This window comes from Haladaptatus marinus (genome assembly GCF_051194195.1).
The window spans coordinates 335363-359660 of sequence record NZ_JBLZNK010000002.1 but is presented as its reverse complement, the minus strand read 5'-3'; the positions used below and the strand labels follow the sequence as shown (position 1 = coordinate 359660).

Annotated in this window: 25 protein-coding genes; 14 read left to right on the top strand and 11 right to left on the bottom strand. The window is 58.7% G+C overall.

The features are described from left to right. The first annotated feature begins 429 nt into the window (after positions 1 to 429). The 5 genes from ACN2TU_RS03860 to ACN2TU_RS03840 all read left to right on the top strand — a co-directional run bounded on the left by ACN2TU_RS03860 (position 430) and on the right by ACN2TU_RS03840 (position 3941). Positions 430 to 1464 (top strand): presenilin family intramembrane aspartyl protease PSH, encoded by a 1035-nt coding sequence (locus ACN2TU_RS03860; RefSeq protein ID WP_435153121.1) that lies wholly within the window; start codon positions 430 to 432, stop codon positions 1462 to 1464. A 93-nt stretch (positions 1465 to 1557) separates the two neighbouring features. Then, positions 1558 to 2880 carry an ATP-grasp domain-containing protein gene (locus ACN2TU_RS03855; protein ID WP_435153119.1) on the top strand — a complete coding sequence of 441 codons (1323 nt, stop codon included), beginning with the start codon at positions 1558 to 1560 and terminating at the stop codon, positions 2878 to 2880. 54 nt (positions 2881 to 2934) lie between these two features. After that, positions 2935 to 3198 (top strand): hypothetical protein, encoded by a 264-nt coding sequence (locus ACN2TU_RS03850; protein WP_435153117.1) that lies wholly within the window; start codon positions 2935 to 2937, stop codon positions 3196 to 3198. A 157-nt stretch (positions 3199 to 3355) separates the two neighbouring features. Beyond that, positions 3356 to 3589 carry a hypothetical protein gene (locus ACN2TU_RS03845; protein ID WP_435153115.1) on the top strand — a complete coding sequence of 78 codons (234 nt, stop codon included), beginning with the start codon at positions 3356 to 3358 and terminating at the stop codon, positions 3587 to 3589. A gap of 106 nt (positions 3590 to 3695) precedes the next feature. Next, positions 3696 to 3941 (top strand): BolA family protein, encoded by a 246-nt coding sequence (locus ACN2TU_RS03840; protein WP_435153113.1) that lies wholly within the window; start codon positions 3696 to 3698, stop codon positions 3939 to 3941. 19 nt (positions 3942 to 3960) lie between these two features. Here the strand turns inward: ACN2TU_RS03840 and ACN2TU_RS03835 are convergent, their stop codons facing one another. The 4 genes from ACN2TU_RS03835 to ACN2TU_RS03820 are packed head-to-tail and all read right to left on the bottom strand — an operon-like array spanning position 3961 to position 8468. Next, entirely contained in the window at positions 3961 to 5118 is a 1158-nt protein-coding gene (locus tag ACN2TU_RS03835) for an ABC transporter ATP-binding protein (protein ID WP_435153111.1), read from the bottom strand. 39 nt (positions 5119 to 5157) lie between these two features. Continuing rightward, positions 5158 to 6093: a carbohydrate ABC transporter permease gene (locus ACN2TU_RS03830; protein ID WP_435153109.1), complete on the bottom strand. Its 936-nt coding sequence runs from the start codon at positions 6091 to 6093 to the stop codon at positions 5158 to 5160. A 25-nt stretch (positions 6094 to 6118) separates the two neighbouring features. Then, complete coding sequence (locus ACN2TU_RS03825; protein ID WP_435153107.1) at positions 6119 to 7117, bottom strand: carbohydrate ABC transporter permease; 999 nt, start codon at positions 7115 to 7117, stop codon at positions 6119 to 6121. 19 nt (positions 7118 to 7136) lie between these two features. Continuing rightward, the gene (locus ACN2TU_RS03820) at positions 7137 to 8468 is read right to left on the bottom strand and encodes an ABC transporter substrate-binding protein (protein ID WP_435153105.1); all 1332 of its coding nucleotides are present in this window, start codon (positions 8466 to 8468) and stop codon (positions 7137 to 7139) included. Between the two features lie 232 nt (positions 8469 to 8700). Between ACN2TU_RS03820 and ACN2TU_RS03815 the strand changes: the two genes are divergently transcribed. After that, a complete protein-coding gene (locus ACN2TU_RS03815) occupies positions 8701 to 10113 on the top strand; it encodes a class II fumarate hydratase (RefSeq protein ID WP_435153103.1) in 1413 nt (470 codons plus the stop codon). Positions 10114 to 10170: 57 nt separating this feature from the next. Here ACN2TU_RS03815 and ACN2TU_RS03810 read toward each other — a convergent pair whose 3' ends face one another. Continuing rightward, on the bottom strand, positions 10171 to 11103 hold the full coding sequence (locus ACN2TU_RS03810; RefSeq protein ID WP_435153101.1) for a hypothetical protein: 933 nt from the start codon (positions 11101 to 11103) through the stop codon (positions 10171 to 10173). Positions 11104 to 11280: 177 nt separating this feature from the next. Between ACN2TU_RS03810 and ACN2TU_RS03805 the strand changes: the two genes are divergently transcribed. Next, the gene (locus ACN2TU_RS03805) at positions 11281 to 11742 is read left to right on the top strand and encodes a PH domain-containing protein (RefSeq protein WP_435153100.1); all 462 of its coding nucleotides are present in this window, start codon (positions 11281 to 11283) and stop codon (positions 11740 to 11742) included. Further along, entirely contained in the window at positions 11739 to 13217 is a 1479-nt protein-coding gene (locus tag ACN2TU_RS03800; RefSeq protein WP_435153099.1) for a PH domain-containing protein, read from the top strand. Before ACN2TU_RS03805 ends, ACN2TU_RS03800 begins: the two co-directional genes overlap by 4 nt. A gap of 10 nt (positions 13218 to 13227) precedes the next feature. Here the strand turns inward: ACN2TU_RS03800 and ACN2TU_RS03795 are convergent, their stop codons facing one another. Beyond that, positions 13228 to 14397, bottom strand: coding sequence for a PAS domain-containing protein (locus ACN2TU_RS03795; protein WP_435153098.1), 1170 nt, complete (start codon positions 14395 to 14397; stop codon positions 13228 to 13230). 290 nt (positions 14398 to 14687) lie between these two features. Here ACN2TU_RS03795 and gatE point away from each other — a divergent pair, with 290 nt between their 5' ends. After that, a complete protein-coding gene (gene gatE / locus ACN2TU_RS03790; RefSeq protein WP_435153096.1) occupies positions 14688 to 16556 on the top strand; it encodes a Glu-tRNA(Gln) amidotransferase subunit GatE in 1869 nt (622 codons plus the stop codon). A gap of 16 nt (positions 16557 to 16572) precedes the next feature. On the opposite strand, the gene ACN2TU_RS03785 is transcribed toward gatE, so the two are convergent. The 5 genes from ACN2TU_RS03785 to ACN2TU_RS03765 form a co-directional block, all read right to left on the bottom strand. Further along, positions 16573 to 17133 carry an HPP family protein gene (locus ACN2TU_RS03785; RefSeq protein ID WP_435153651.1) on the bottom strand — a complete coding sequence of 187 codons (561 nt, stop codon included), beginning with the start codon at positions 17131 to 17133 and terminating at the stop codon, positions 16573 to 16575. A gap of 243 nt (positions 17134 to 17376) precedes the next feature. Beyond that, entirely contained in the window at positions 17377 to 17751 is a 375-nt protein-coding gene (locus ACN2TU_RS03780) for a DUF389 domain-containing protein (protein ID WP_435153094.1), read from the bottom strand. Positions 17752 to 18172: 421 nt separating this feature from the next. Continuing rightward, on the bottom strand, positions 18173 to 18931 hold the full coding sequence (locus tag ACN2TU_RS03775; protein ID WP_435153092.1) for a phosphatase PAP2 family protein: 759 nt from the start codon (positions 18929 to 18931) through the stop codon (positions 18173 to 18175). 114 nt (positions 18932 to 19045) lie between these two features. Beyond that, on the bottom strand, positions 19046 to 19795 hold the full coding sequence (locus ACN2TU_RS03770) for an RNA methyltransferase (protein WP_435153090.1): 750 nt from the start codon (positions 19793 to 19795) through the stop codon (positions 19046 to 19048). Further along, positions 19792 to 20316, bottom strand: coding sequence for a DUF8114 family protein (locus ACN2TU_RS03765; RefSeq protein ID WP_435153089.1), 525 nt, complete (start codon positions 20314 to 20316; stop codon positions 19792 to 19794). The genes ACN2TU_RS03770 and ACN2TU_RS03765 overlap by 4 nt, the downstream gene beginning before the upstream one ends. Positions 20317 to 20491: 175 nt before the next feature. Here ACN2TU_RS03765 and ACN2TU_RS03760 point away from each other — a divergent pair, with 175 nt between their 5' ends. The 5 genes from ACN2TU_RS03760 to ACN2TU_RS03740 all read left to right on the top strand — a co-directional run bounded on the left by ACN2TU_RS03760 (position 20492) and on the right by ACN2TU_RS03740 (position 24261). Then, positions 20492 to 20842 (top strand): hypothetical protein, encoded by a 351-nt coding sequence (locus ACN2TU_RS03760; protein ID WP_435153088.1) that lies wholly within the window; start codon positions 20492 to 20494, stop codon positions 20840 to 20842. Next, positions 20821 to 21366 (top strand): methyl-accepting chemotaxis protein, encoded by a 546-nt coding sequence (locus tag ACN2TU_RS03755; RefSeq protein ID WP_435153087.1) that lies wholly within the window; start codon positions 20821 to 20823, stop codon positions 21364 to 21366. The genes ACN2TU_RS03760 and ACN2TU_RS03755 overlap by 22 nt, the downstream gene beginning before the upstream one ends. 98 nt (positions 21367 to 21464) lie before the next feature. Continuing rightward, on the top strand, positions 21465 to 22160 hold the full coding sequence (locus ACN2TU_RS03750; RefSeq protein WP_435153085.1) for a DUF7504 family protein: 696 nt from the start codon (positions 21465 to 21467) through the stop codon (positions 22158 to 22160). Beyond that, positions 22157 to 22432, top strand: a complete 276-nt coding sequence (locus tag ACN2TU_RS03745; RefSeq protein ID WP_435153084.1) for a hypothetical protein — start codon at positions 22157 to 22159, stop codon at positions 22430 to 22432. Before ACN2TU_RS03750 ends, ACN2TU_RS03745 begins: the two co-directional genes overlap by 4 nt. Before the next feature lie 134 nt (positions 22433 to 22566). Then, positions 22567 to 24261: a hypothetical protein gene (locus ACN2TU_RS03740; protein WP_435153082.1), complete on the top strand. Its 1695-nt coding sequence runs from the start codon at positions 22567 to 22569 to the stop codon at positions 24259 to 24261. Positions 24262 to 24298 lie beyond the last annotated feature (37 nt).

Genomic DNA, 24298 nt, shown 5'->3' with positions numbered 1-24298 from the left:
GCGGGCGCCATGTGGAAAACGTAGGGTTCGGAAATCGACGCAAACACAGTGGCGCATGCGTTTGCAAGCCCGAGGACTTGTCGTCCGAAGGCTTGCGGGTTATCACGCGAGGGACGAGTGCGCGAACGAAGGTGAGCGCATGAGTCGGATGGGGAGGCATTTGGGCGATTGCGGTACGGTGGCGGGTTTTGGAGTCGTGACTTCGTTAAGACATCGTCAAAATACTATGAATAGCAACTCACGTACTCACCAAAGTCGGAGGACGTCAGCACTCCGACCACCAGTCACAAAACGTGCAGACTCGCCGACCAGCGAAAGCGCCATTCAGTCGAACGCAATCATGGGTACCGAATCGAAGAACAAACCACGACACTCCTCCAAAATGTCGAACCCAAAACCACAAAGAGGGGTCACTTCATTGCTTCGGCCATGAACAAACGAACGCGGGTGCTCTTTGCGTCCGGGTTGACCATCGCCATCTTCCTCGGGGTGCAACTCGGCGCGTTGGCGCTGGTCGAACCGTTCGAATCGGCGGGCTACCAGACGGTCGAAGACCCCTCCGATCCGACGAACAGTCTCGTTTACGTCGGCGTCATCCTCGTCTTCACGGCCGGAATGCTCGCCGTCATCAAACTCGGCGTCGAATGGATTCTACGGGCTGTCATCATCCTCACGAGCGGCATGCTCTCCCTGTTCGTCTTCAGCGTGGTCATTCCCTCGGTAGTCGAAGTGACGGTCGGCGGTGCACCGGTGAACGTCATCGCGTGGATTGCGGCGGGATTGGTCGCGCTTGCCCTCGCGGTTTACCCGGAATGGTACGTCATCGACACCGCCGGGGTCGTTATGGGAGCGGGCGCGGCGGGGTTATTTGGCATCAGTTTCGGTCTCCTCCCGGCAATCATCCTGCTCGCGGTGCTCGCGATTTACGACGCCATCAGCGTCTACGGCACCGAACACATGCTCACGCTCGCCTCCGGCGTGATGGATTTGAAAATCCCCGTCATTCTCGTCATTCCGATGACGCTCTCGTACTCCTTCTTGGAGGATACCGCACAAGCAACCAGTGAGGGTGCGGTCTCGCCGGACGAGGAATCGACCGAGGCGAGCAAATCGGATGCGACAAGCGAATCGGACGACCCCGCGGAAGCCAGCGAATCCGACGACGGTGAGGATGTCCGTGACGCCTTCTTCATCGGCCTCGGTGATGCCGTGATGCCGACCGTGCTCGTCGCTAGTGCGGCTTTCTTCTCGCCTGCCGACCCGCTCGTCTCGGGGCTCGCGCTCAACCTGCCCGCACTCACCGCGATGGTCGGCACGCTAGCCGGATTGGTCGTCCTGCTCTGGTTGGTGCTGAAGGGTCGTGCGCACGCTGGACTCCCGTTGCTCAATGGCGGCGCAATCGGTGGCTATCTCGTCGGCGCGCTGGCGAGCGGGATTTCCCTGGTTCAAGCGGTCGGATTGTAGTCGAAGCCGCCACTTTCGTTTTCCTCGATATCCACCTGCCGTACTGAATATACGTGGCGAAACCGACACGCTCGTTCCGCACCTAACGTATGTATGACCGTCTCGAGCGACGATTCCGTCCGGGTGGGTGTTCTGAGTTTTCACAACAGCAAGGAGACGAAGGCTATCTTGAACGCGGTCGAAGGACTGGGGCATACGCCCGTCTGGTTTCGGAAAGCGAACACACGCATTCGGATAATCGGCGACCAACCATCCCTCGTACCGGATGCGGACGTGCTCGTGAATCGACTTCTGTTGGCGACTATCGACGACCCGCTCGAAGAGCTAGAGATAGCCAATGTTCTCGCCGGTATCCGCCCGATGGTCAATCACCCTCGTGACGTGCTGACTGCGATACACAAGTACGCGACTGCTGTCCATCTTTCCAACCACGGCGTTCGGACGCCCGACTCCTATTTCGCCTTGAGTGGTCATTCGTTTGCAGACGGACGCGACCACATCGGGAGTCAGATGGTATTGAAAACGGGCATCGGAACGCACGGCGAAACGGCGTGGAAACTCCACGAAACAGAGCGGCCGAGTCATCTCGTCGGGCGACGGCACACGTTTCTCCAGCGGTTTCTCAGACAGGACGACCGACAGTGGGACGTTCGTGCGTACGTGGTAGGCGACGATGTCGTCGGGATGATGCGCCGTTCCGCCCCGAACGGTGACTGGCGAACAAACGTCGCTCGCGGTGGTGTCCCGGAGAACGCCACCGACGAACTGCCTAATGAGGTTCGAGCTATCGCCAGAAAAGCAGCACACGTCGTCGGTCTCGATATCGCCGGCGTCGATCTGATGGAGTGGAACGGAGACTGGTACGTCCTCGAAGTGAATCCAACCGCGGGGTTCACCGGCCTCTATCACGCTACGGGAACTAGCGCTGCACCCTTCATCGCACGACTCGCCATCGAGCGGGCAGGCGGGACGGTTTCGGACGAGCGAGTAAAAGTACTCGCCGAAACGCTCGACGATTCCGTCCCTGGCTGCAAGCCTGCGCGGGCACAGGCGAATCCCGGCAGTGGCCCCTTGACGGTCGGCTACACCGAACGCGTGCTGGTCAACGGATTGTTGGGAATCGAATCGGCCGTCGCCAAAGCCGACACTGGAGCGAAACGGACGAGTATCGGAATCGACCTCGCAGCGAAGGTGGGTGCCGGCCCGATAAAAAGCAGTACCACGGTCAGGTCGGGAAGTCGGCGGTCGAACAAAAAGCGCCCGCTGGTGGATGTCGATATCGTCCTCGGCGACAACTGGCATCGAACGACCGCCAGCGTGGTAGACCGCAGTCATATGCGATACCAGCTCATCATCGGTCGGGACGTGCTCGCCAACTATCCTGTGGATTTGAAGCGCCGAGCGGAAGAGGACTGACACGTTCGTTTCCGGCCGACAGACGTTTGTCGTTTCCGGGCACAGAAACGAACCATGCCAGACCCCGATCTCGGTACGGCGACTATCGTCTACGACGGCCCGGACGGAACCACCGAACGCGAAGTCGATAACGACGATATCGTCTATTTCGACGACCATTGGCTCGTGAAGGTCGGCGAGAACGACGACGGTGACGACATCGTCCGCCGGATTCCCCGTGACCGGGTGCAATACGTCGAACGCTCCATCGACGAACTGGAAAAGAAAGTCGAGGGAGCGATCGAACAGGCCAAAGAGCAGTTCGGCTGGTGGAGCTAGCGAACAGGAAAAGAGTGAATGTCGGTATTTTCGTTATCGCCACCGGTTGCTGTTTCATTGTTCCCGATGTGCTAGGTCTCGCCGACTCCAAATAACCGCCACCGTAAGCCGCCACGACCACCCCAACCGATTGCGTTCCTCGCTCCTTTCAGTCGCTGTGGTACTCATCCCTCACGCGACCCCAGACAGTCCGTCGGCGGTGAACGCCTCGGGCTTGCTGGGGAACGCGCCACAGTGGTTCGTAAAAATTTGTGGTTTGGGCGGGTCGCGTGGCGCGCGATGGCGCATCTCGTTGTTCGCCCGCGCGAGGGACGACCAGAACGAGCGTCAGCGAATGACAGGAGTCGGTTGGGAGGGTGTGATGCGGTCATGTGGAGTCGGCACCACCTAGCGCTCCTACTGAATACACGTAGGTTCAAATTTGAAGACGTACAAATCGAACTCTCCACGCATCCCGTTCCTCCGACTTTTTAACCCTTCACGCGATATCACCATCCATGAACGCGGACGAAGTCGCGGAACTCATCGAATCGGAACTCGAAGACGCCGACGTAACGGTTACGCACCCGCGCGGAGAGCACGATGAAGATCATCTCGCCGCACTCGTCGTCTCGCCTGCCTTCGAAGGAAAATCGCTGGTGCAACAGCATCAACTGGTGTACGACGCGCTGGGCGACCACATGACGACGAACATCCACGCGCTCGAACTGAAAACCTACACGCCCGAGGAGCACGAACAGTAGCGAGTCGTATCGAGGGAACTCAGCGGTTCGGAATCGATGCTTCGGCAAGGTCAAGCGTTCGATTTCGAAGCGCGTCTCCCGTCTCGGTGTCGAACAGGTGTATCGCGGTTTCAGGAATTCGCGCGACGACCTTGCTTCCTTCTTCCACCTGTTGCATCCCGCCGACCGTGACGACGAACGTCGGTCGCTCGTCTACCGGTCGGTCGTCCGCGGTCGAGAATCGGAGGTAGACGTTGTTCTCGTTGCCCATCGGTTCGACGACGTCGACGATGGTTCGAAACTCGTGGGATCCCTCGCCGCTGGACACGAGTTCGATGTCTTCCGGGCGGACGCCGAGCGTCACGCGCTCCGTGTCGCCGACTTCGTCGAGGGTTTCCCCGGAAAGCGGATACTCGAAGTTCTCGCCGACGAGCGTATCGCCGTCACGTCGCATCTCGAAGAAGTTCATCGAGGGGTCGCCGATGAATCCGGCGACGAATCGGTTCGCGGGCCGGTGATAGGCCTCGATGGGGGTGGCAACCTGCTGGAGTTTTCCGTCGTTCAGGATGGCGATTCGGTCGCCCATCGTCATCGCCTCGGTCTGGTCGTGTGTGACGTATACCGTCGTCACGCCGAGGTCTTCCTGCAAGCGTTGGAGTTCGGTACGCATCTGCGACCGCAGTTTTGCGTCGAGGTTCGACAACGGTTCGTCCATCAGGAACACCTCCGGGTCGCGGACGATGGCCCGACCGAGCGCGACGCGCTGTTGCTGGCCGCCGGAGAGTTCGCCAGGTTTGCGGTCGAGTAGGTCGGCAATACCCATCATCTCGGAGGTCTTTTCGACATGGCGACTGATTTCGTCGTTCGACAGGTCGGTCGACTCTTCCAGCCCGAAACTCATGTTCTCACGAACAGTCATGTGCGGGTAGAGCGCGTAGGATTGGAACACCATCGCGATATCCCGCGTCGTCGGCGGTTGGTCGTTGATAACCCGTCCGCCGAGGCGAACGTCTCCCTGCGAGACGGTTTCAAGTCCCGCAATCATCCGAAGCGTGGTCGATTTTCCACACCCCGAAGGGCCGACGAGGACGAGGAACTCCCCGTCCTCGATATCGACGTTCACGTCGTCCACGGCGACGATACGGTCGCCGTCGTCATCGAACCATTTGGTGACGCTGTCGAGCGTTAAGTTAGCCATCGTTCGTACTCCTCCGTCGTGTCGTGCATATTCCTATCATTAGCTTGCAACTCCTTTTGCGAACTGTTCCCCGAACGCGATGTAGACGATGAGCGTCGGCACCGCCGCGACGAACGCGCCTGCCATCTGGAGGCCGAACGACTGGATGATGCCGCCACTCAGGTTCGTCAGAGCGACCGTCACCGGTTCGCCCGCCCCGGCACCGCCGGGGAGGATGACCAGCGCGAACAGCAGGTCGTTCCACACCTGCGTGAACTGGTAGATGAGCGTTACCGCGAACATCGGCTTCGACAGCGGAAGCACGATGTTTCGGTAGATGCTGAACACGCTTGCGCCGTCGAGACGCGCCGCTTCCAGCATCTCCTCCGAGAGGTTCCGATAGTACGACCGGAACAGCAAGAACGTGATGGGAATCCCGTACGCAGTGTGTGCGATGATGAGATTCACGATGTTCGCGTAGTGGGCGTGCATCAGCGGCAGTCCCCACAGCGGCGAGAGGAGTGCCTGCGTGTCCACGATAGCGAACAGGCGCGACAGTGGCACCAGCACTGCCTGATACGGGATGAAGATGCCCGCGATGAACAGCGCGATAATCGGCATCTGGTACTTCCACTCGACGTTCGTGATTCCGTACGCCGCGAGGCTTCCCAACGTCGCCGACAGTATCGTCGCCGGAATGGCGAGGATGAGGCTGTTCACGATACCGTGCGTGAGTTTGTCTATCGCCACCCGCCACGGTTTGAGCGTGAAGCCGTCCGGCGCTGGCGGGACGAACGGAAGCGTCTCGTTGAACGCGCTGTTCGTCTTGATGGCGGTCATGATGGCGGCTTCCAGCGGAGCCAGATAGAACGCGACTATCGCTATCAGCGCCGCGTACAGCGCCAATCGCCGCGGCCCCGCGTTGCGGAACGCGGTGACTGCTCGCTCTCGGCGAGTTCGTCCGTCCGGTTCCGGCGTTGCAGATGGACTGCTCATCGATGCCTCCGTGTCGCTGTCGTATTCATAGTTCACCTCGTCTGTATTCGCTGTAGAGATACGGACCGACGACAGCGAGCGCCATCAGGAAGAGGATGATGGCGATCGCCGAACCGTACGCCCAGTGGTTGGATGCAAACGCTTCGCGGAACATCATCGTTGCCAAAATGTCCGCCGCCGGGCCTGGGTTCGTCCCGAACATCACGTACAGGAAGTCGAAGGCCTTGAGCGCGAACACCATCAGCACCACCGCCGCGCCCATCGTGGACGAGCGCAACTGTGGGATGATGACTCGACGGTACATGCGCCACGAACTCGCGCCGTCTACGCGCGCCGCCTCGTAGTGGTCGTCCGGAATCGCTCGCAGTCCCGCGAGGTAGACGACCATCGCGTACCCGCTGAACTGCCAGATTAACGCAAAAATGACCGCGGCGAGTTTCGTCGTCGGGTCGCTAATCCAGTGCTGAGCGAGTCCGCCCAGTCCGAACTGCCGAAGTGAGACGTTTATCATTCCGCTCTCGAAGTTGTACATCCACGCCCACACCTTCGCCGTCACAACGAACGAGAGGCTCATCGGCAGGAGATAGATGGTTCGGAATCCGTTCTCGAACCGGATTTCCCGGTCGATGAGGATGGCAAGTGCCAATCCGACCACGAGACAGAGCGTCGTGAACACGATGAGCAGAACCACCGTGTTTCGCGCCGCCGTCCAGAAGTTCGGGTCGTTTATCGCCTGCCGGTACATCTCCAAGTCGAACGTCGCCGGGTCGTAGGTCGGAAGCGTGAGCGAGGCGAAGTCGGTAAAGGAGATGACGAGGTTCCAGCCGATAGCGCCGTAGACGAAAAAGCCCATCAGCAGGAACGGCGGGAGCCAGAACGGAAGACTCTGGACGAACTCGCTCTGGAGTATCGACTGATCGGTCTCACGGTGCCGTTCGACCGTTTCGCCACCGTCGGCTCGAAGCTCCCCCTCACGATTCGACCCGCGTCTGCCGTTTTTCAGTAATTCGCGTATTCCTTGCATGGAAAGTCGGGCGTCGAAATCAGTTCGATTCGAACGCCTTGACGAACTTGTTGTAGGTCTTGTCCACGTTCCAACTGGAGTTGAACGACGTCGCGGCGTCCTTGAGCGCCGTCAGTGTCTCCGGACTCGTCGCCAGACCGTGCGTGATGGACGGAGGCTGTGATTTCGAGTTCTTGAACTGGTCCATCTGGCGCGAGAGGAACGGCCCGAACTTGTCCTTCGGAACGTCAGTACGCGGCGGAATGGAACCTTTCTTCGGGTTGAACCGCTCCTGTGCGTCCACGGAGCCGATGTACTGGAGGAATTTCTTCGTCGTCTCCGGCGTCGGGTTGTTCTTCGGGAACGGGAACGAGTCCATGACCAGCGTGTATTTCCCCTTCGTACCGGGGAACTGCACCATGTTCCACTGCTTTTCGAACTCGAAGCTATCCTGACCGCGATACATTCCGGCGGCCCAGTCGCCCTGATGGAAGAACGCGGCCTTGCCGTTGATGAGCTTCTTGTTCGCCTGTTGCCAGTCGAGCGAACCGGCGTCGCCGTTGAAGTGGTTGTGGTACTGCTTGACGATGGATAGAGAGTTCTTGACAGCCTGCTTGTTCGCCTTGACGTTCCCCTTAATGAAGCCGTTGTACGCTTGCTCGCCGTGTTCGCCGAGGAGAACCTGCGACCAAAGTTGGAGGGTCGACCAGCCGGATTTCGTCTGCTGGGCCATCCCCACAGCATCCGTTTTGTTCTCGACCGTTTTCATCAAGCCCACGAGGTCGCTCGGCTTCGAGATGCTTTTCGGGTCGACACCCGCCTTCTCGACGACTTTGGCGTTGTAAAAGAGGTTGTTCAGACGGTGGATGTTGAGCGGCACCGTCACGAACTTCCCGTCCGGTTTCGCGACGTCTTTCGGCCCTTTCAGGTAGGCGTTTTTCATGTCGTTTTTCGACCAGACGGAACTGCTGATGTCTTCCAGTTTGTCCGCCTCAACGTAGGGCTTGAGGTTCTTCCCCGGCCACGCCTGCCACGTGCTCGGCGGGTTGCTATTGAGCACACGCTTTTTGATGACGTTTTTCAGGTTCTGTCCCGCACCGCCGGAAACGGGGTTCGATTTGATTTTGATGTCGTGTTTCTCCTCGAATCCTTCGAACAATGCCGTGATAGCCGCGTTGCCGTCACCGCCCGTCCACCAGTGTTGGACTTCGACCTTGTTCCCGCCTTTGTTGTCGTTTCCGCCGTTATTTCCGTCTCCGCTTCCACCGCCGCCGAGACAACCGGCAAGCCCCGCGGTGCCAGCAACACCCGCAAGACCGGTGTATTTCACGTAGTCTCGCCGTGACAGCTCGTCATTTCCATTGTTTGTCATAGTCACACCTCGTAAGTGTGTCATAACTATGCGGAAAGACCCACTTAATTATTGTTAAGTTAATTCTCAGTCGAGTTAATTATTTAAAATAGGGAATGTTTGGCGTAACCACGCTCGAATCGATACAGCGACGGCGAGAACGTGTTGATATTAATACCGTATACTTATTACGAACCTGTTCGGCGACTCCGATTGAGCACATTATTTATTCGTGGCTGGAGACCCCACGCACATGAGCGACGAGGAATACCGAATCGAGGAGGACAGCCTCGGGAAGATGAAAGTGCCTGCTGACGCCTACTGGGGCGCACAGACTCAGCGCGCGGTACAGAACTTCCCGATCTCGGGAATCACGTTCGGGCGACGGTTCATCCGCGCCCTCGGCATCGTGAAAAAGGCGGCGGCACAGGCCAACCGCGACCTCGGAATGATCGAAGCGGACGAGGCCGAAGTCATCATTCAGGCCGCCGACGAAGTCATCGCGGGCGAACTCGATGACCAGTTCCCCGTCGACGTGTTCCAAACCGGCAGCGGCACGTCCTCGAACATGAACGCGAACGAGGTCATCGCCAACCGCGCCGCCGAAATCTACGGCAGCGAAGTCGGTTCGCGCGACATCCACCCCAATGACCACGTCAACTTCGGCCAGTCCAGCAACGACGTGATTCCGACCGCGATGCACGTGTCGGCGCTCGAAGCGGTCGAGAAGGACGTGCTTCCGGCACTCGATACTCTCCGTGAAGCACTCGCCGAGAAGGAAGAGGAGTATGACGATGTGGTGAAGACGGGTCGCACTCACCTACAGGACGCGACCCCGGTTCGCGTGGGACAGGAGTTCGGTGGCTATCGAACGCAAATCGAGAAAGGACTCGCCCGCATCGACCACACGCGCGACCACCTTGCCGAACTCGCCCTCGGCGGAACCGCGGTCGGAACCGGTCTGAACACGCACCCTGATTTCCCGGAACTCGCCGCGGAGTACATCAGCGAGGAAACCGGTATCGAGTTCCGCGAGGCGGACAACCACTTCGAGGCGCAGGCCGCCCACGACGCGATGGCCGAAGCACACGGTGCGCTTCGAACCGTCGCCGGGTCGCTCAACAAAATCGCGAACGACCTCCGCCTGCTGGCGTCCGGCCCGCGTAACGGACTCGGCGAAGTCGAGCAGCCGGAAAACCAGCCTGGAAGTTCCATCATGCCTGGCAAAATCAACCCCGTCGTCGCCGAGGCGGTCAACCAGATGCACAAACAGGTCGTCGGCAACGACACCGCCGTCGAATACGGCGCAGGGGAAGGACAACTCGACCTCAACCTCTACAAACCGGTGTTGGCGCACAACTTCCTCCAGTCCGCCGAACTCATCTCGAATAGCAGCACGGTGTTCGCGGAGAAATTCGTCCAGAAGCTCGAAGTCGATGCGGAACACTGCGAGACGCAGGTCGAACAGAGCATGGCGCTCGCCACCGCGCTCAACCCACACATTGGCTACGACAAAGCCTCGAAAGCGGCGAAGGAGGCGTTAAAAGAGGGTAAAACCGTCCGGGAAGTCGTCGTCGAAAAGGGCTACCTGAGTGAGGCAGAAGCCGACGAAATCATCGACCCCGAAGCGATGACGCACCGCGGTATCCTCGGACAGGACGAGTAAGCCGTTTCGCGTTTCGTTTTTTCGACCCATCGACTGCGACCGAAACCGTCGGCGGGGTCAGAACAGGCTGGTGAAAAACGACACCACCGAGTTCAGCACGGATGCGATACCGTCCCAGAGCTTGGCGAAGAACGATTTTCCACCGCTGTTCACGTCCGAGGGACTCGAAGTAGTCGTCGCTGGCGTCGTCGTCTCACCGCCGCCACCGTTCGTCGTCTTCTTCGCCGACGTCTTCGACGTGGTCTCCGAACTACAGCCTTTGCTCGTTATTTTGACTTCCTTGTTCATGTTCAGCTTCGTGCGCGTCGGGTTGTTCGGGTTGCCCGACAGCACTTCCCACTTCTTCACGTCACCCTGATATTCGCCGCCTTCGTCCGACAGAAGGGCCTTTTTGTTGAACTGGGGATGAATCGTGAACTCGAAATCGTTCCCCAGACCGCGGTACACAGCGCCGTCGGAGCGACCACCCTGCCACGTCCAGTGAACGACCGCGTTCGCGGATTTGTTTCCGTTCCAGTCACGGGTGACGGAGTAGTCGAACGTATCGCGGTTCGTCGATCCATCGTACTGGTCGTCCTTGATGATGAACTTTCCTTTCACCGGGAGGCTAGTGATACGGAACGAAGCGGCACCGCCGTCGTCGCTGTCCAGCTTGTCGTGAATCATGACGAGACTCAGTCCCTTCGGTCCCTCATAGAGGAAGAGGATACTGGTGTCGTCGCGCTGGAGATTTTCCGTTCCGAAGGAGGCGTACTTGTACGACATCGGGTCGGTATCGGGCGTCCGATAGTCGTAGAACTCCTCGACGGGAAGACCCGACAACGAGAGCGGTTCGATTGGAATGCACTTACCGTCCTGCTCGATAGCGAACTGTTTGTTACCGTCCGACTGAAGTGCACCTGCCGACGAGACGCCTCCGAGCACAGCTGTCGAGGCGATGGTCGCCTGAATGAATCGGCGACGGTCGATAGTGGGCGAGTTCTCGGTCATGCTGTCCACGAATGCTACGGTTTTCTGGTATCTTTGTTCCATGCCGACTGATTCGAATCAGAGCAAACCGAACGAAACGGTATGGGTGTCCTTCAAAGAGAGTAGGACGACAGTAGCACCGAACCACGAACCTATGCGACGCCTACTTTTATACAGCGCTGCTCCGGATATGCAAGCATGGAGACACTCAACTCCCGCGTCCGAATCGTCTGGTTCGCGGGTGTTCTCATCACGACAGCGCTCGTCGGGGGAGTACTGTTCGTGGCAGGCCGATTTGTGGTCGATAATGCAGTATGGCTCCCCGTCGTGGTCGCACTCGTGATACTCGCTTCCGGCGGCGCGTACGTCGTTCTCAAATATCGCTCGTGGCGGTTCGAAATCCGTGACGACGACCTCTATCTCGAACGTGGCGTGTTCACCCGTGTAACGACCGTCGTCCCCTTCGTCAGGGTTCAGCACGTCGATACACAACGTGGCCCTGTCGAACGTTTGGCTGGCCTTGGCAGCGTCGTCGTGTACACCGCCGGGTCACGTGGTGCGGATGTGACGATTCCAGGTCTGACGCCGGAACGGGCGAGCGACCTCCAGCGTCGTCTTCGGAACCTCGCAATCGAAAGCGAGTACGAGGATGCGGTATGAAACTCCACCCGCTCTCGCTTCCCTATCGACTGGTTACGCGGAGTATGAGCGTCGCGGTTTCGCTCTTTTTCGTCGGGACGACGCTCGCGGGCGCGGTGGAGTTCATCACGTTCGGTATCGCTTTCGTGCTCGTCGTCGCCGGACTCCTCGTCGCGGGACTTTGGGAACTCACCTATTATCGACGGTTCGAGTACATGCTCACCGACAATTCGCTCGACATCGATTCCGGCGTCATCTCGCGGCGACGACGGGAGATTCCGCTTCGCCGGATTCAGAACGTGGATATTCGGCGAAACGTCGTCCAGCGCTTCCTCGGAATCGCATCCGTAGGATTCGAAACGGCGGGTGGCGGCGAAACCGAAGCCAATCTCCGATTCGTCGCCTATGAGGAAGCGAGACGGCTTCAACGCGAGATACAGCGCCGAAAACGAGGTGCCGAGGAACGCGACGAGGGTGACGGCGAAATCCAACCGGATCTGTTGTACGAGATCAGTTCGCCAGAACTGCTACTGCTTTCCGCCATCTCGATAGAACCTCGCGTGTTCGGTCTGGTCTTCTTCGTCGTGCCATTTCTCACGAGCGCGAACGACTCACTCGGCGGCTTGTCGGTCTTGTTCGGCGTCGTTCAACTGTTGGTCTCAGCGCTAGTGCTCTGGGTTGCCAGCGCGATGGTGACGTTCGCGCGATATTACGATTTCACACTGCTACGCGTGGACGACGAGCTCAGATACGAACGCGGCTTGCTCCAACGGTACGACGGGTCGATACCCCTCGACAAGATTCAGACGCTCACGCTTCGGGAAAACCCAGTCATGCGACTCACGGGATACGCCACGCTTTCCATCGAAACCGCAGGATACGCACCCGGGCAAGGTCCATCCGGTGGGTCGGAGGCTGCGATACCCCTCGCGACTCGCGGTCGCGTCCGCAGGTTAGCCCACTCCATCGAATCCTTCGATGAACCGGAGTTCGTTCGGCCACCGAAACGAACCCGACGCCGGTACATCGTCCGGTACGTGCTGGTCGTTTTCGGTATCGCGGCTGTAGCATACGCCATCGACTGGTTCACCGGACTGCTTGGTTTCTGGTACGCCACGCTGGCGTTGCTCCTACTCGCACCGGTCGCCGGACAGTATCAGTGGAAACATCGCGGCTATTACGTCGGGGACGACCACGTCCAGACCCGAAACGGGTTCTGGCGAAGGAGAATTCACATCGTTCCCTACTACCGGGTGCAGACCGTCATCCAGCGCGAGACGCCGTTTCAGCGAAGGTGGGGACTCGGAACGGTTATCGTTGACACTGCAAGTTCAGTCGGGTTTGGAGGCCAGGAGGCTCACGCCGCTGACATCGACGTGGACGACGCAAGCGAGTTTCGGGAAATCGTCGTTCGACGACTCGGACGGCAGATTCGAAAACGGGCAGACTCCGCCCGTGGTGATGAAACCGAGTCGAAGCAGTTCCCCAGCGAATGAGCGGCGAGGCTCAAGTTTCGGAGACGGCTTTCACAGCGACGACGACACGTTCTAACTCGCCATCCTCGTCCTGGATGGGCGCCGCACTAATCGAGTACATTCCCCACTCACCACTGGGACTTTCGTAGCCGATTCGTTCGTCGTGAACGGGTTCGTTCTCCTCGAGCACTGGCCGCACCGGGTACTCTTCCCTCGGGAGAACCGTTCCGTCTTCGTCCGTAATCCGCCACTGAGAGGAATCGTACGGTCGGTTCGTGATTTTTTCCTCGTTGACTTCGAGCAGTTCGACGGCTCGATTGTTCGCCCGTGTGATCCCGCCGTCGCTATCGAGCACGAGAATACCGACCGGACTCGTCTCGAACACTCGCTCCAGTACCTCCTTCTCGCGCCGGTGTTCTTTCCGAATCCGGTTCCCAGCGGTGATGTCTCGGAAGAAGACGGACAATCCTTCCTCGGATGGGTACGCGTGAACCTCGAACAGCGTCTCTAACGGATCGAAATACGCCTCAAACGTCGTCGGCTCCTGTGTCTCCATCGCCCGACGATACTCCGATTCGAACTGCGAGTTGACGGCGTCCGGAAACACGTCCCAGACGTTCTTCCCGAGCAGTTCCGTCTCGGATCTATCCAGCAGTCGTTCTCCATGCCCATTGATGAACGTAAACTGCCAGTCGTCGTTGAGGGCGAAAAAGGCGTCAGTCACCCGTTCGTACACCGTATTCATCTGGCGCTGGTACGACGCTGCGGCCTTCTCTGCACGATATTGGCTGACGGCGTTTTCGATGCGGTTCGCGAGGACGGCGTAGCAGTGGGTTCCAGCGGATTTCTGAAGATAGTCGGTGACGCCGGCGGAAATCGCCTCGCTGGCGATTTCCTCGCTCCCCTTTCCGGTAAAGAGGATGAACGGAAGTTTCGGATACTGCTCGCGCACCGCTTCCAGAAAATCGAGTCCGTCCATCGAACCCATATCGAAATCGCTGACGATACAGTCCACCACGAGGCCCTCGTTGAGACGGGTGCACGCCTCCATTGGGTCGGATTCCGTATATATATTGATATCGGGAAGGTATTCCGTGAGTAACAGGACAGAAAGGCGTGTTCGTGCTGGGTCGTCGTCCACATGCAGGACGCGAATCGGCGTATTTTCTATGAGATTTCCTGGGCCGAGGAAATCAGTCATATCACCATATCTCTCGTCTTTAGATTTATATTTACGGTTTGTTCAAGAATCAACACTTTTCATAATTCATGGAAATCAGAACAATAATCAAGATAAATTCAAATTAAATGTGTTAAAATACTTGATTCCGCTGTATAATGGAGATGGATAAATATATCAAATATGTTGTATGACTGGCGATGGAACAGTCGGTATCCTTTCGCAGTGACTCCCCTTTCTCATCTGAGCGACTCCAATCGACCCGTGCGAACTGGACGGTTTTTTACCCTTCCGCGTCTCAGGTTCGACCAATGAGCGAGTACGACTACGAGGACCTCGGTCTCGTGGCAGGGCTGGAAATCCACCAGCAACTCGACACCGAGACGAAACTGTTCTGCAAATGTCCGACCGAACTGCGTGAACCCGAGGAGTCGTCCCGAACGTTCACTAGATTCCTTCACCCGACCCGAAGCGAACTCGGCGAAATTGACAAAGCCGCACTCGAAGAGAGTCAAATCGACCGCGAGTTCGAGTATCTGGCTTACGACTCCACGTGTCTCGTAGAGGAGGACGACGAACCGCCGCACCGATTGGACGAGGAAGCCAGAGAAGTCGTCCTCGAAATCGCCCAACTGCTCGATATGGACGTCATCGACCAGGCCCACCTCATGCGGAAAATCGTCGTCGACGGGTCGAACACCTCCGGTTTCCAGCGTTCGACGCTCGTCGCCACGGACGGCGAAATCCGGACGAGCGACGGCCCGGTCGGTGTCGAAGACCTGATGCTCGAAGAGGAAAGCGCCCAGCGCATCGAAGAGCGCGAAGACGGCGTCCTCTACAGCTTAGACAGACTCGGCATCCCGCTCGTGGAAATCGGGACGAAACCGGATATCAGCTCGCCGGAACAGGCTCGTGAGGCCGCCGAACGAATCGGCATGCTCCTGCGCTCGACCGGCCACGTAAAGCGTGGACTCGGAACCATTCGACAGGACGTGAACGTCTCCATCGCGGAGGGCGCCCGCGTCGAAATGAAGGGTGTGCAGAGTTTGGACGATATCGACGACCTCGTCCGCCACGAGGTCGGGCGACAGGTCGAACTTCTCGCCATCCGCGACGAACTCCACGACCGAGACGCGGAAGTCGGCGAGGTACAGGACGTGACGAGCGTGTTCGAGGACACCGACAGCGGCGTTATCCGCGGCGCGCTCGACAAGGGTGGCAAAGTTACGGCGGTTCCCCTCTTCGGCTTCGACGGTCTCGTCGGGCGGGAAATCCAGCCGGATCGCCGCCTCGGGACGGAACTCTCAGACCACGCCAAACGCCACGGTGCTGGCGGTATCTTCCACACCGACGAACTCCCGGCCTACGGCGTCACCGAGGACGAAGTCGCGGCACTCCGCAATGCCGTCGGTGCGGGTGACGATGACGCAGTCGCCATCGTCGCCGCGAGTCCGAACGTCGCCGATGGCGCGATTGCGGCCGCCGCCGAGCGCGCCGAAGTCGCGCTCGAAGGCGTGCCGGAGGAAACCCGCGGCGCGAAGGAGGACGGAACCTCGCGCTATCTCCGCCCATTGCCGGGTGCGGCGCGGATGTACCCCGAAACCGACGTTCCGCCGGTCGACCTCGACCCGACCGAAGTCGAGACGCCGGAACTGCTCACCGAGAAGGTCGAACGCTACCAATCCGAGTTCTCGCTCGGTGCGGGACTCGCCGAACAGGTGGCCTACGGTCGCCGGATGCCGTTGTTCGAGCGCGCAGTCGAAACCGGGGCAGACCCGACGTTCGTCGCCGGGCTGCTGGAAAGCACGGTGACGGAACTCCGGCGTGAGGACGTGCCGGTCGAGAACCTGACCGACGACCACTTCCTCGGCGTCATTGATCTCGTCACGGATGGCGACTTGGCGAAGGAGGGCGTCAACGACGTACTGACACTGCTCGCGGAGAATCCGGAACTGTCCCCCGAGGAAGCAGTCGAGGAAGCAGGCCTTGCTGGTGTCGGCGAGGATGAAGTCCGCGAAGCGGTCGTTACGGTCGTCAAGCGAAACGAGGAACAAGTCGAGGAAGAAGGCATGGGTGCCTTCTCCGGCCTAATGGGTGAATGCATGGGGCAACTGCGCGGAAAGGCGGACGGCGACCTCGTGAGTCAAGTGCTCCGCGAAGAGATCCAACAGCGCGCCTGAGGATCGACTTTCGCTTTCAATCGCTTTTCGGCCCCGTTTCTTCTCCAGCGTTCCCTCGGTAGAACACGTCGGGCGCTGGCGGCACCGTTTCGAGATACGCGAGCGCCTGTTGTACCGTGACCAGTATGACGATGGCGGTGATGACGACCACACCCTCCGCCGGTTTAGTGAGAAGGCCCAGCGCGACGATGAGCGTCGTCGCACACGCTGGCGGGTGTCGGAGGTCGGTGATGACCATTCCCGCCGTTGTCAACCCAACCGCGAGAATACCACTCAGCGACAGTCGGAGTGCCGCTATCGAGAACGGTGGTGAGGGTTGCATTACGGTGAGACCCGGCGCGACGAGATGGTAGGTAAGGAGTCCGAAGACGACACCGATGACATGTCCACCGACGACTCGTCGCGGTTCGCTCACCCGTTCACCGACCTTCGAAGAGAGCAAAAACGCCGACGGCCCGAGACTGGGGAAGAGAAACGGAAGCCCGCTGGCCCACGCGAGCGCGCCGAGAAGAACGAGGAGGATGCTCGCGACGAACGCTACGCGCGGCGTTTCTCCCCGTATCTTCAGTTTAGACATCGAATCCATAGGTGTCGATTTCGGAACCGCGTACAAGTGTTTGACCGTTTGTTACCGGAACGGATCGGACTGAATCGTCCCCGTAGTTCTGCTTTCGCCCGGAGCTCTCGTCCTGTTTCCCGGTTCCTTCGAAGGTAACGAAGTGAACGCTGACCTCCACGCGACCGTCAACCCTCTCGCTGACCCAAGCGTCCAGGGTTCGTGCTAACTACGGATAGTTCCGTTCGGACGTTCGGATGACGGTCACGGTGACGGATTTCGACCGCGGGAGCAACATGCCCTCGTTGTACTCGCCGCGATGGCGACTCCCGCGGACAGAAAGCTCGGTGTCATGAAAAGCGTGTACTGCGAACTCCGGGTTAGCACCATTCCGGGGGGAACGAACCCCATTTCACGGGCAATCACGGCGTACACCGCCGATCCGAGAACCGCGACAGAGACTCCGAAAAACTGCGAGCGGACGCCGTCGAAGAACAGCTTTTCCTCGCCACAGCAGACGCCAGCCGCGACCGAAAGTGCGGTACCGAAAAACGGGGCGATGACCATCGCCCCGACGATCGCCTCCGGCGAACTCCGCAGTAGTCCGGCGGCGGCGATGATCGTACTGAAAAACGTCATCGCGTAGTACGTCCGACTGTTCGGGTTCAGCGCTCGCGCCTTTGTGACGAGTTCTTCCTCCGGAAGCGTATCGTCGATTCGCTCGTCCGTCTCGGCGTATCGCTCCTCCAGTTCGTCTATGTTTTGCGTTGTCGCGGTTTCGGCGTCGGTGACGACGGTGTAGGCGTTTTTCCCCGATGTCGGCTTCGTCCCGGAGTTCGTCTAGGAGGTCATCTACTGCTTCCGTCGGCAGCGGAAAGTGAACGAGGGTGGACTCGTTGCGCTCTCCGGCCTCTTCGATGACGGCGTAATCCACATTGTGGTCGTCTAAGACCGTGAGCGCCGAGTCTCGATGCTCATCTGCAACGAGCAGTTGTATTAGCCGCACGGCAATACGAACGAATAGCTCGATAAAAGCAATGGTGGCTGAATATGCAGCGTTCTATCGGCCGGCGGTTCGGCGAACCGCGGCGAGTGCTTCGCGTGAGACGACCGACCAGCGCGGTTCGCTAACTCGCTGCGAGAGATAGTAGGCGCAGGCGACGAGGACGACAGCAAACACCGCGTCCGTTACCCAGTGAACGCCGAGGTATAGCGTCGAGAAGACGATGGCGACTGCGAGAACGCCGATGGTGTACGAGTACGCCGCATCCGCCTTTCGAGCGTACAGGGCCGCGAGGACGGACAGTCCGGTGTGAAGGCTCGGGAACGCCTTTACGAGCGTATCAGTCGAAAAAATACCGTACTTAATCGCGGGGTCGAGTTCGTACATCAAGGGTTCGACTGTCGTCAGATACAGCGACGATACCTTCACCGGGAAGAGAATGAAGAATGGCACCGCCAGCAGGACGAGGAAGACGTACGCCAGCGCGTACCGTTTCGCCTCTTCCTCGTCGTGTGCTTTCAGCTTGAAGTAGGTGAACAGTACGACGAATGGGAACCCGACGAGATACACCGCGGTGAACGCGAGCGTCAGCGGTGTCGAGGCGATTCCTTGAAACGTGGCGACCGTCGCGCCTTCGATGGCGTAGACGAACTCGGTGAACGTTCGCCCCGCGTGGAAGTGCAGTGCGAGAGTGTTCACGATGTTTGTGACGACCCACGCGACGCCAAGGTACTTCCAATCCGTCTTGAAGAAATCACGGAACAGGGTTCGGATACGAGCATCCGGAAGGAACACCTGTTTGCCGACGAGGAGCATTAGGACACTCGGAACCGCTACGATTAGCGTAAACTGAGTCCCGAGTGGAAGGGAATGAAAGTGGAGGGAGGACAGCATTGCTACCAGTTACTCTGACGACACGACATAAAGTAGTTACCTATCATTTCGGGTCGTTCGACGAGCGTCAGACGCCGTTGCGCGCTGGTTCGCTCGACGAACGATACCACGGAGTGTCGTTATTTCCCGTCCAGTGGGGTGTGCCCGTCCGATAACTCTGCGAATCATTCGCATCGCCTTGGGGCGTTTTTCCGCCGGATGCCCGCTGCTTTCGAGCAGGTCGGCGAACGTATCGTAAAAGCCTTCGATTTCCGATTCGGTCGCGCGTTCCCGCTCGACATCTGGCAGTTGGCGCTCCGTAACCGTCAAATCGCGGAGTTCGTAGAGCGTGACGGTGGCGGCTTGTCCGAGGTTTAGCGCGGGGTACTCAGCGCTGGCCGGAATCGAACAGAGTTCGTCTACGCGCGCTAGTTCGTCGTTCGTCAGACCGTTCGCCTCGCGTCCAAAGATGAGGACAGTTTTCGTCTCGACTTCGGCCAGGCTGTCGGCCAATTCGCGCGGCGTTTTGAACGGAAACCGGACGTGGCGACTGGCGTCCTCGTTCGTCGTCGCCGTCATGCCGACGGTATGGTAGTTTTCGACCAGTTCATCGAACGTCACCTCGTCGTGGTTTGGTAGGACGTCGTTTCGAGCCTGCGCGGCGAATCCATAGGCGTCGCCGTCACGCTCGATTTCCGGGGGATCCACGAGTTTTAGGTCGTCCATGCCGAAGTTTTTCATCGCACGCGCGATGGTTCCGATATTGCCGGGTGTCTTCGGTTCGACGATGGCGACTGCGGGTTTCATTTGGGATACTCTTGGGAGATGTCTACGTCTCGGAGGTCGATTTTCTCCTTTTCGTCCTCGGGCAGTTCGACGTTCATCGCTTCAAGGTCGGGTTCCGGCGGTTCCGGAAGGTCATCGGGGTCGGTATCGACGTGTTCCATCCCGCCGTAGCCGTCCGGTGCGCGTCCGCCGTCTGCAAACCATTCGTGGAACTCGTCTTGGAGTTCGTCTTCGCCGCGGAACCGTTCGCCGCCGTTTTCGAAATACCAGTAGAGGAAGTCCGTTTCGTGTTCGGAACAGACCGAGACTTCGGACAGTGGTTCGCCGTACACCACTTCGGTCACGTTACAGTCCGGGAGGTTCTCGTCGCCGTGAATCAGCCAACAGGCGTCACAGGGCGACCCAACGAGGGCCGACAACCGTCCAAGCCGCTTTTGCGTGTCGGCGGAAATCTCGTCCATCGGTCGGTAGTTCCCGTCCTCGGTGAACACCTCTTCTTCGTCGAATCGCCAGCCGCGAAGCCCGATACTCACTTTACCCATCACCCGTCCGTAGCGACTGGAAGGACAAAAAGAGCGTGTCTGTGCGGCGGCCGATTCGATCGGTCAACCACGTTTCGCGCTCGAAATGATCAATACAATATAATAATTTATACCGAACGGTACTCCTCCGATAATATATCTGATAAGATACACCATATGAGTAAAATACTACGCCATGGCACAACAGTTGGGGCGGGAAACGGCGGCGGTGGAACTCGATTCCGACATCGAAGACGAACTCCTCGAATCAGACTTCGAGGACGACGACGCGGACGAAGCACGCGAGGGACTGCTCGAACTGTACGAGTCGTCGGGAGAAATCGCGGAAGGCATCGGCGAGATTGCAACCCTCTCCGACGAACAGTCTACCGGAATGCGAACCGTTGCGACCGAAGTGTCGGAACTGAGCGCGGCCATTCAGCAAGTGGCCGCATCCGCCGAGCAGGTTTCAACGGCGAGCGAGCGAAGGACGGCCAAGATTACGCGGCGGACGTCGTCTCGGCGATGGAAACGATACAGGAGCTAACGGCGAACGTCAGCCGTGACGTGCACACCATTCGAGAAGGAATCGAGGAAATAGGTAAGATAACCAAGATAATCAACGCCATCGCCGACCAGACGAATCTCCTCGCGCTGAACGCTTCGATCGAGGCGGCGCGAGCGGGTGAAGCAGGGAGTGGGTTTGCAGTCGTCGCGGACGAAATCAAGGAGTTGGCGACACAATCACAGGAACAGGCCGGGGACATCGAGGAGATGGTCGACCGAATCCAGAACGACGCGGAAAGAGCAGTCACGCGATTGGACGAAGGAGAAGAACAGATAGACACGAGTATCGAGCGAGTTGATGTCGCGATGGACAGCCTCGACGAAATCGGCGAGCCGTCGAGGAGGCGTCGCTCGGTATCGAAGAGGTCGCGGATGCGACCGACGAGCAAGCCGCCAGTGCGGAGGAAGTTGCATCGATGGTCGACCAAACCGCACAGAACGCGAGCACGATCGGCGAGGAAACGAGTGATGTCGCCGCCGCCGTGGAGGAACAGACCATGGTGATTCGGGATATCAACGACGCGATGGACGACATGGCGAAGTAACGGTTTTCGAGACCATCCCAATTTTTATCTTCATTCGATTCCATCAGTTATCTAACAATGGGCTCCGCAGAGATTTCGTTCCGCGGCGGGGGTTCCTCGCCCGAGTTTCAGGATGTTCTTTCCGAGTTTAAGCGGCGAGGTTGTAATATTCTCGTCACGGGAAGGGTCTCTGAGACGACGACGAATCGGACGACGATTCAACTCCTCGGAGCCTCGACGGAAGAACGAAAGCGCGTCCTCGTCCTCACGGGAACGACGGCCCGATACGCGAATTCGAAACTGCCCGCCGGTACGACCACCGACGATCCAGACGTGTGGGTTATCGACTGGGGTGACGACGAACGTGCAATCATCGACGCGGTGCCAATGCCAACCGTCCCGAAGCCGACTTCCGGAGATGGGCTCCGCGAACTTCGCTCGGAAATCGTCACCGCCGTCAGTTTTTACGACGAGTGGGCCGATGGCCTTGGCTCGTCGGAACTACGCCTCTCTTTGGACTCCCTTACCAAACCGCTCGAACAGCACGAACAGCCCGCAGTCGAACGATTTCTCCGAACGGTTACGGCGCTCGTTCAAGGGGTTTCCGGAATGGCTCATTACCATCTACCGCTGCCTGACGACGCGGAAATCGTCCAGGAACTATCGCCGCTGTTCGACGCTCGTGTCGAACTTCGACAGACGGAGAGCCTCGTTCCGGAACAACGGTGGCACGTTCCGAAGTATGACCATATGACGAACTGGGTACGACTATGACGGACACGATGTTCACACTCGATGCAGGTGAATCACCCCGTCCGGAGTTCGAGACGATTACGAATCCATCAGGTGTGTTGGTGTACGACCCCATCGAGAACGTTCGATTCGAACTCCACACGCCAGATGAACCATCCCTCCGCTCGGAAGATGTCGAGAGGGTTCCGTTCCCGGTAACGGCAGCGACGACGTTCTCGGCCGAGACGATCATCGTTCCGAAGTTGCTCAACATTTATGTGAGAGACCGGAACTTCGACCTCGTCTTCAATTGATCCGCTAACTTGGGTCGTCCCCTCTCCTCCGGCGACGTCGCTCATTTGGAACTCGATATCGGCTCTATCAAGCTGTATCTCGCCGTCAACGTCCGGTTACGGTCTCTTCCGATGGCCCGAACACTGTCATCGAATTGGATTCGGAGACCCCCGTTACGCTCGGTGCACGGTCGCTCCACAAACAACCAGCGGGGACGATTACGGTACCGGACGACATCGACGCAACGATGGGTGCCGTTTCACTCCTCGGGTCGGCACTAAAGACGACCAGTCCGGAGCGGTCGTTTCCGAGTCTCCGTGGCCATCCACCAACCATCGAACGTGCGGACGAGTTCTCCGTATCCGGGGGTATCACACCACCGGACACGGGCGTCGAACTCGTCGTTCCGCCGACCCGCGAATACGTGTATCCTGCGACATCCCTCGCATACTATCTCGGTGCCGAGGTCGTTTCCGGAACCAATCCGCGCCTCGTCGTCGACGAGTTCGAACACTCGCTCGATGGGAAAGCGGGTTACGAAGTCACGGTCGGTCGCACACTTCAGCAGGTGTTTTTCCTCGATTGCCTCACACGAACGGAAGGGCTGTATCGGCCACGACTTCACGAGCGACAGCAGGTCGAATCGCGCGTCGACCTCGATTTTGCTGCGCTGTACGACACCCCGCTTGTGGAGCGATTGCGCGACTATCTGGCAGTCCCGTTCGAAACGCTCGAACCACACATCCCCGAGTGGCCGCTCACGACTGACGTGATTCCCACGCCCCAAAACGTCGAAATGCTGCCGTTCGTCGCGGACGACCTCTCACTCGTTCGCTGCCCGACGACGCCGACGAAAAAGCCGACTCGCCCGTCGCCCGCCACAATCGGAGAGTTCTGTCGGAGTTCCGCGACGGAATCGAGTGCGCCCACTCCCGGTCGGCAAGTCGTCGAGCCGAAGCCCGCCGAAACGATCGAACACGCGTGGGTCGGCGATGGCTGTCCACTCGGGAGCAACAAGGTGACCGTCGAATCGCGGCGTCGGCGTATCGAACGAACAGCACCCGAACAGTCGAATATTCAAATTCGCGTTGTTTGCAACGACGAGAACATGAAAGCGGAGGGTACCGTCAAAGAACTGTACGGCTTCCGTGAGTTGGTGGAGTACGATGTGGATATCGAATACGACCTCACGACGAACGAACTTCGCGACTTGCTAGCGAGACCGATCGATTTCCTCCACTATATCGGCCACGTCGATCACGAGGGAATCCAGTGTTCCGACGGGATTCTCGACACGCGCGATATCGATGACGTTGCGGTCAGAACGTTCCTGCTCAACGCCTGCCGGTCGTACGAACAGGGGTCCGAACTGATAGCGAAGGGAAGTCACGCAGGTGTCGTCACGCTCTCTGACGTCTCCAATCACGCGGCAACGAAAGTCGGTCGCACCCTTGCCCGCCTGCTGAACGTCGAATTCCCGCTCCGTGTCGCGCTCTCTATCGCTCGAAAGCAGATGCTCTCGGGCCATCAGTACGTTACTGTCGGCGATGGTGGAACGGCACTCTGCCAGCCACAGTCGGGGATGTGCTACCACGCTCACGTCACACGAAACGAGGAGTCGTATCTGTTCGACCTTCGTTCATACACGACTCAACTGTGCGCTATCGGCGCGCACACCGCCATCAACCTCGATGCAGCGGAGTATAAATATCTGAGTTCGGGAACGTTCGACACGTTTGAGCGGACGGCAGACGAACTGGACGGGTTCTTCGAACTGGAATCGATGCCGATAGAGTACGATGACACCCTATATTGGAGCGACGACATCGCCACGAGCGATCTCGCCTGAAAGGGCCGACTTTTATTCCTGCACTCCTCTGGTTCGA

What these genes read in the sequence shown, in the direction of transcription:
- ACN2TU_RS03760 (WP_435153088.1), top strand. Translation starts at nt 20,492, where the DNA reads ATGGCACAACAGTTGGGGCGGGAAACGGCGGCGGTGGAACTCGATTCC.
- ACN2TU_RS03860 (WP_435153121.1), top strand. Translation starts at nt 430, where the DNA reads ATGAACAAACGAACGCGGGTGCTCTTTGCGTCCGGGTTGACCATCGCC.
- ACN2TU_RS03805 (WP_435153100.1), top strand. Translation starts at nt 11,281, where the DNA reads ATGGAGACACTCAACTCCCGCGTCCGAATCGTCTGGTTCGCGGGTGTT.
- ACN2TU_RS03750 (WP_435153085.1), top strand. Translation starts at nt 21,465, where the DNA reads ATGGGCTCCGCAGAGATTTCGTTCCGCGGCGGGGGTTCCTCGCCCGAG.
- ACN2TU_RS03745 (WP_435153084.1), top strand. Translation starts at nt 22,157, where the DNA reads ATGACGGACACGATGTTCACACTCGATGCAGGTGAATCACCCCGTCCG.
- ACN2TU_RS03855 (WP_435153119.1), top strand. Translation starts at nt 1,558, where the DNA reads ATGACCGTCTCGAGCGACGATTCCGTCCGGGTGGGTGTTCTGAGTTTT.
- ACN2TU_RS03810 (WP_435153101.1), bottom strand. Translation starts at nt 11,103, where the DNA reads ATGACCGAGAACTCGCCCACTATCGACCGTCGCCGATTCATTCAGGCG.
- ACN2TU_RS03785 (WP_435153651.1), bottom strand. Translation starts at nt 17,133, where the DNA reads ATGTCTAAACTGAAGATACGGGGAGAAACGCCGCGCGTAGCGTTCGTC.
- ACN2TU_RS03840 (WP_435153113.1), top strand. Translation starts at nt 3,696, where the DNA reads ATGAACGCGGACGAAGTCGCGGAACTCATCGAATCGGAACTCGAAGAC.
- ACN2TU_RS03765 (WP_435153089.1), bottom strand. Translation starts at nt 20,316, where the DNA reads ATGGGTAAAGTGAGTATCGGGCTTCGCGGCTGGCGATTCGACGAAGAA.
- ACN2TU_RS03795 (WP_435153098.1), bottom strand. Translation starts at nt 14,397, where the DNA reads ATGACTGATTTCCTCGGCCCAGGAAATCTCATAGAAAATACGCCGATT.
- ACN2TU_RS03800 (WP_435153099.1), top strand. Translation starts at nt 11,739, where the DNA reads ATGAAACTCCACCCGCTCTCGCTTCCCTATCGACTGGTTACGCGGAGT.
- ACN2TU_RS03825 (WP_435153107.1), bottom strand. Translation starts at nt 7,117, where the DNA reads ATGCAAGGAATACGCGAATTACTGAAAAACGGCAGACGCGGGTCGAAT.
- ACN2TU_RS03780 (WP_435153094.1), bottom strand. Translation starts at nt 17,751, where the DNA reads ATGACGTTTTTCAGTACGATCATCGCCGCCGCCGGACTACTGCGGAGT.
- ACN2TU_RS03755 (WP_435153087.1), top strand. Translation starts at nt 20,821, where the DNA reads ATGGAAACGATACAGGAGCTAACGGCGAACGTCAGCCGTGACGTGCAC.
- ACN2TU_RS03830 (WP_435153109.1), bottom strand. Translation starts at nt 6,093, where the DNA reads ATGAGCAGTCCATCTGCAACGCCGGAACCGGACGGACGAACTCGCCGA.
- ACN2TU_RS03770 (WP_435153090.1), bottom strand. Translation starts at nt 19,795, where the DNA reads ATGAAACCCGCAGTCGCCATCGTCGAACCGAAGACACCCGGCAATATC.
- ACN2TU_RS03815 (WP_435153103.1), top strand. Translation starts at nt 8,701, where the DNA reads ATGAGCGACGAGGAATACCGAATCGAGGAGGACAGCCTCGGGAAGATG.
- ACN2TU_RS03820 (WP_435153105.1), bottom strand. Translation starts at nt 8,468, where the DNA reads ATGACAAACAATGGAAATGACGAGCTGTCACGGCGAGACTACGTGAAA.
- ACN2TU_RS03775 (WP_435153092.1), bottom strand. Translation starts at nt 18,931, where the DNA reads ATGCTCCTCGTCGGCAAACAGGTGTTCCTTCCGGATGCTCGTATCCGA.
- ACN2TU_RS03850 (WP_435153117.1), top strand. Translation starts at nt 2,935, where the DNA reads ATGCCAGACCCCGATCTCGGTACGGCGACTATCGTCTACGACGGCCCG.
- gatE (WP_435153096.1), top strand. Translation starts at nt 14,688, where the DNA reads ATGAGCGAGTACGACTACGAGGACCTCGGTCTCGTGGCAGGGCTGGAA.
- ACN2TU_RS03835 (WP_435153111.1), bottom strand. Translation starts at nt 5,118, where the DNA reads ATGGCTAACTTAACGCTCGACAGCGTCACCAAATGGTTCGATGACGAC.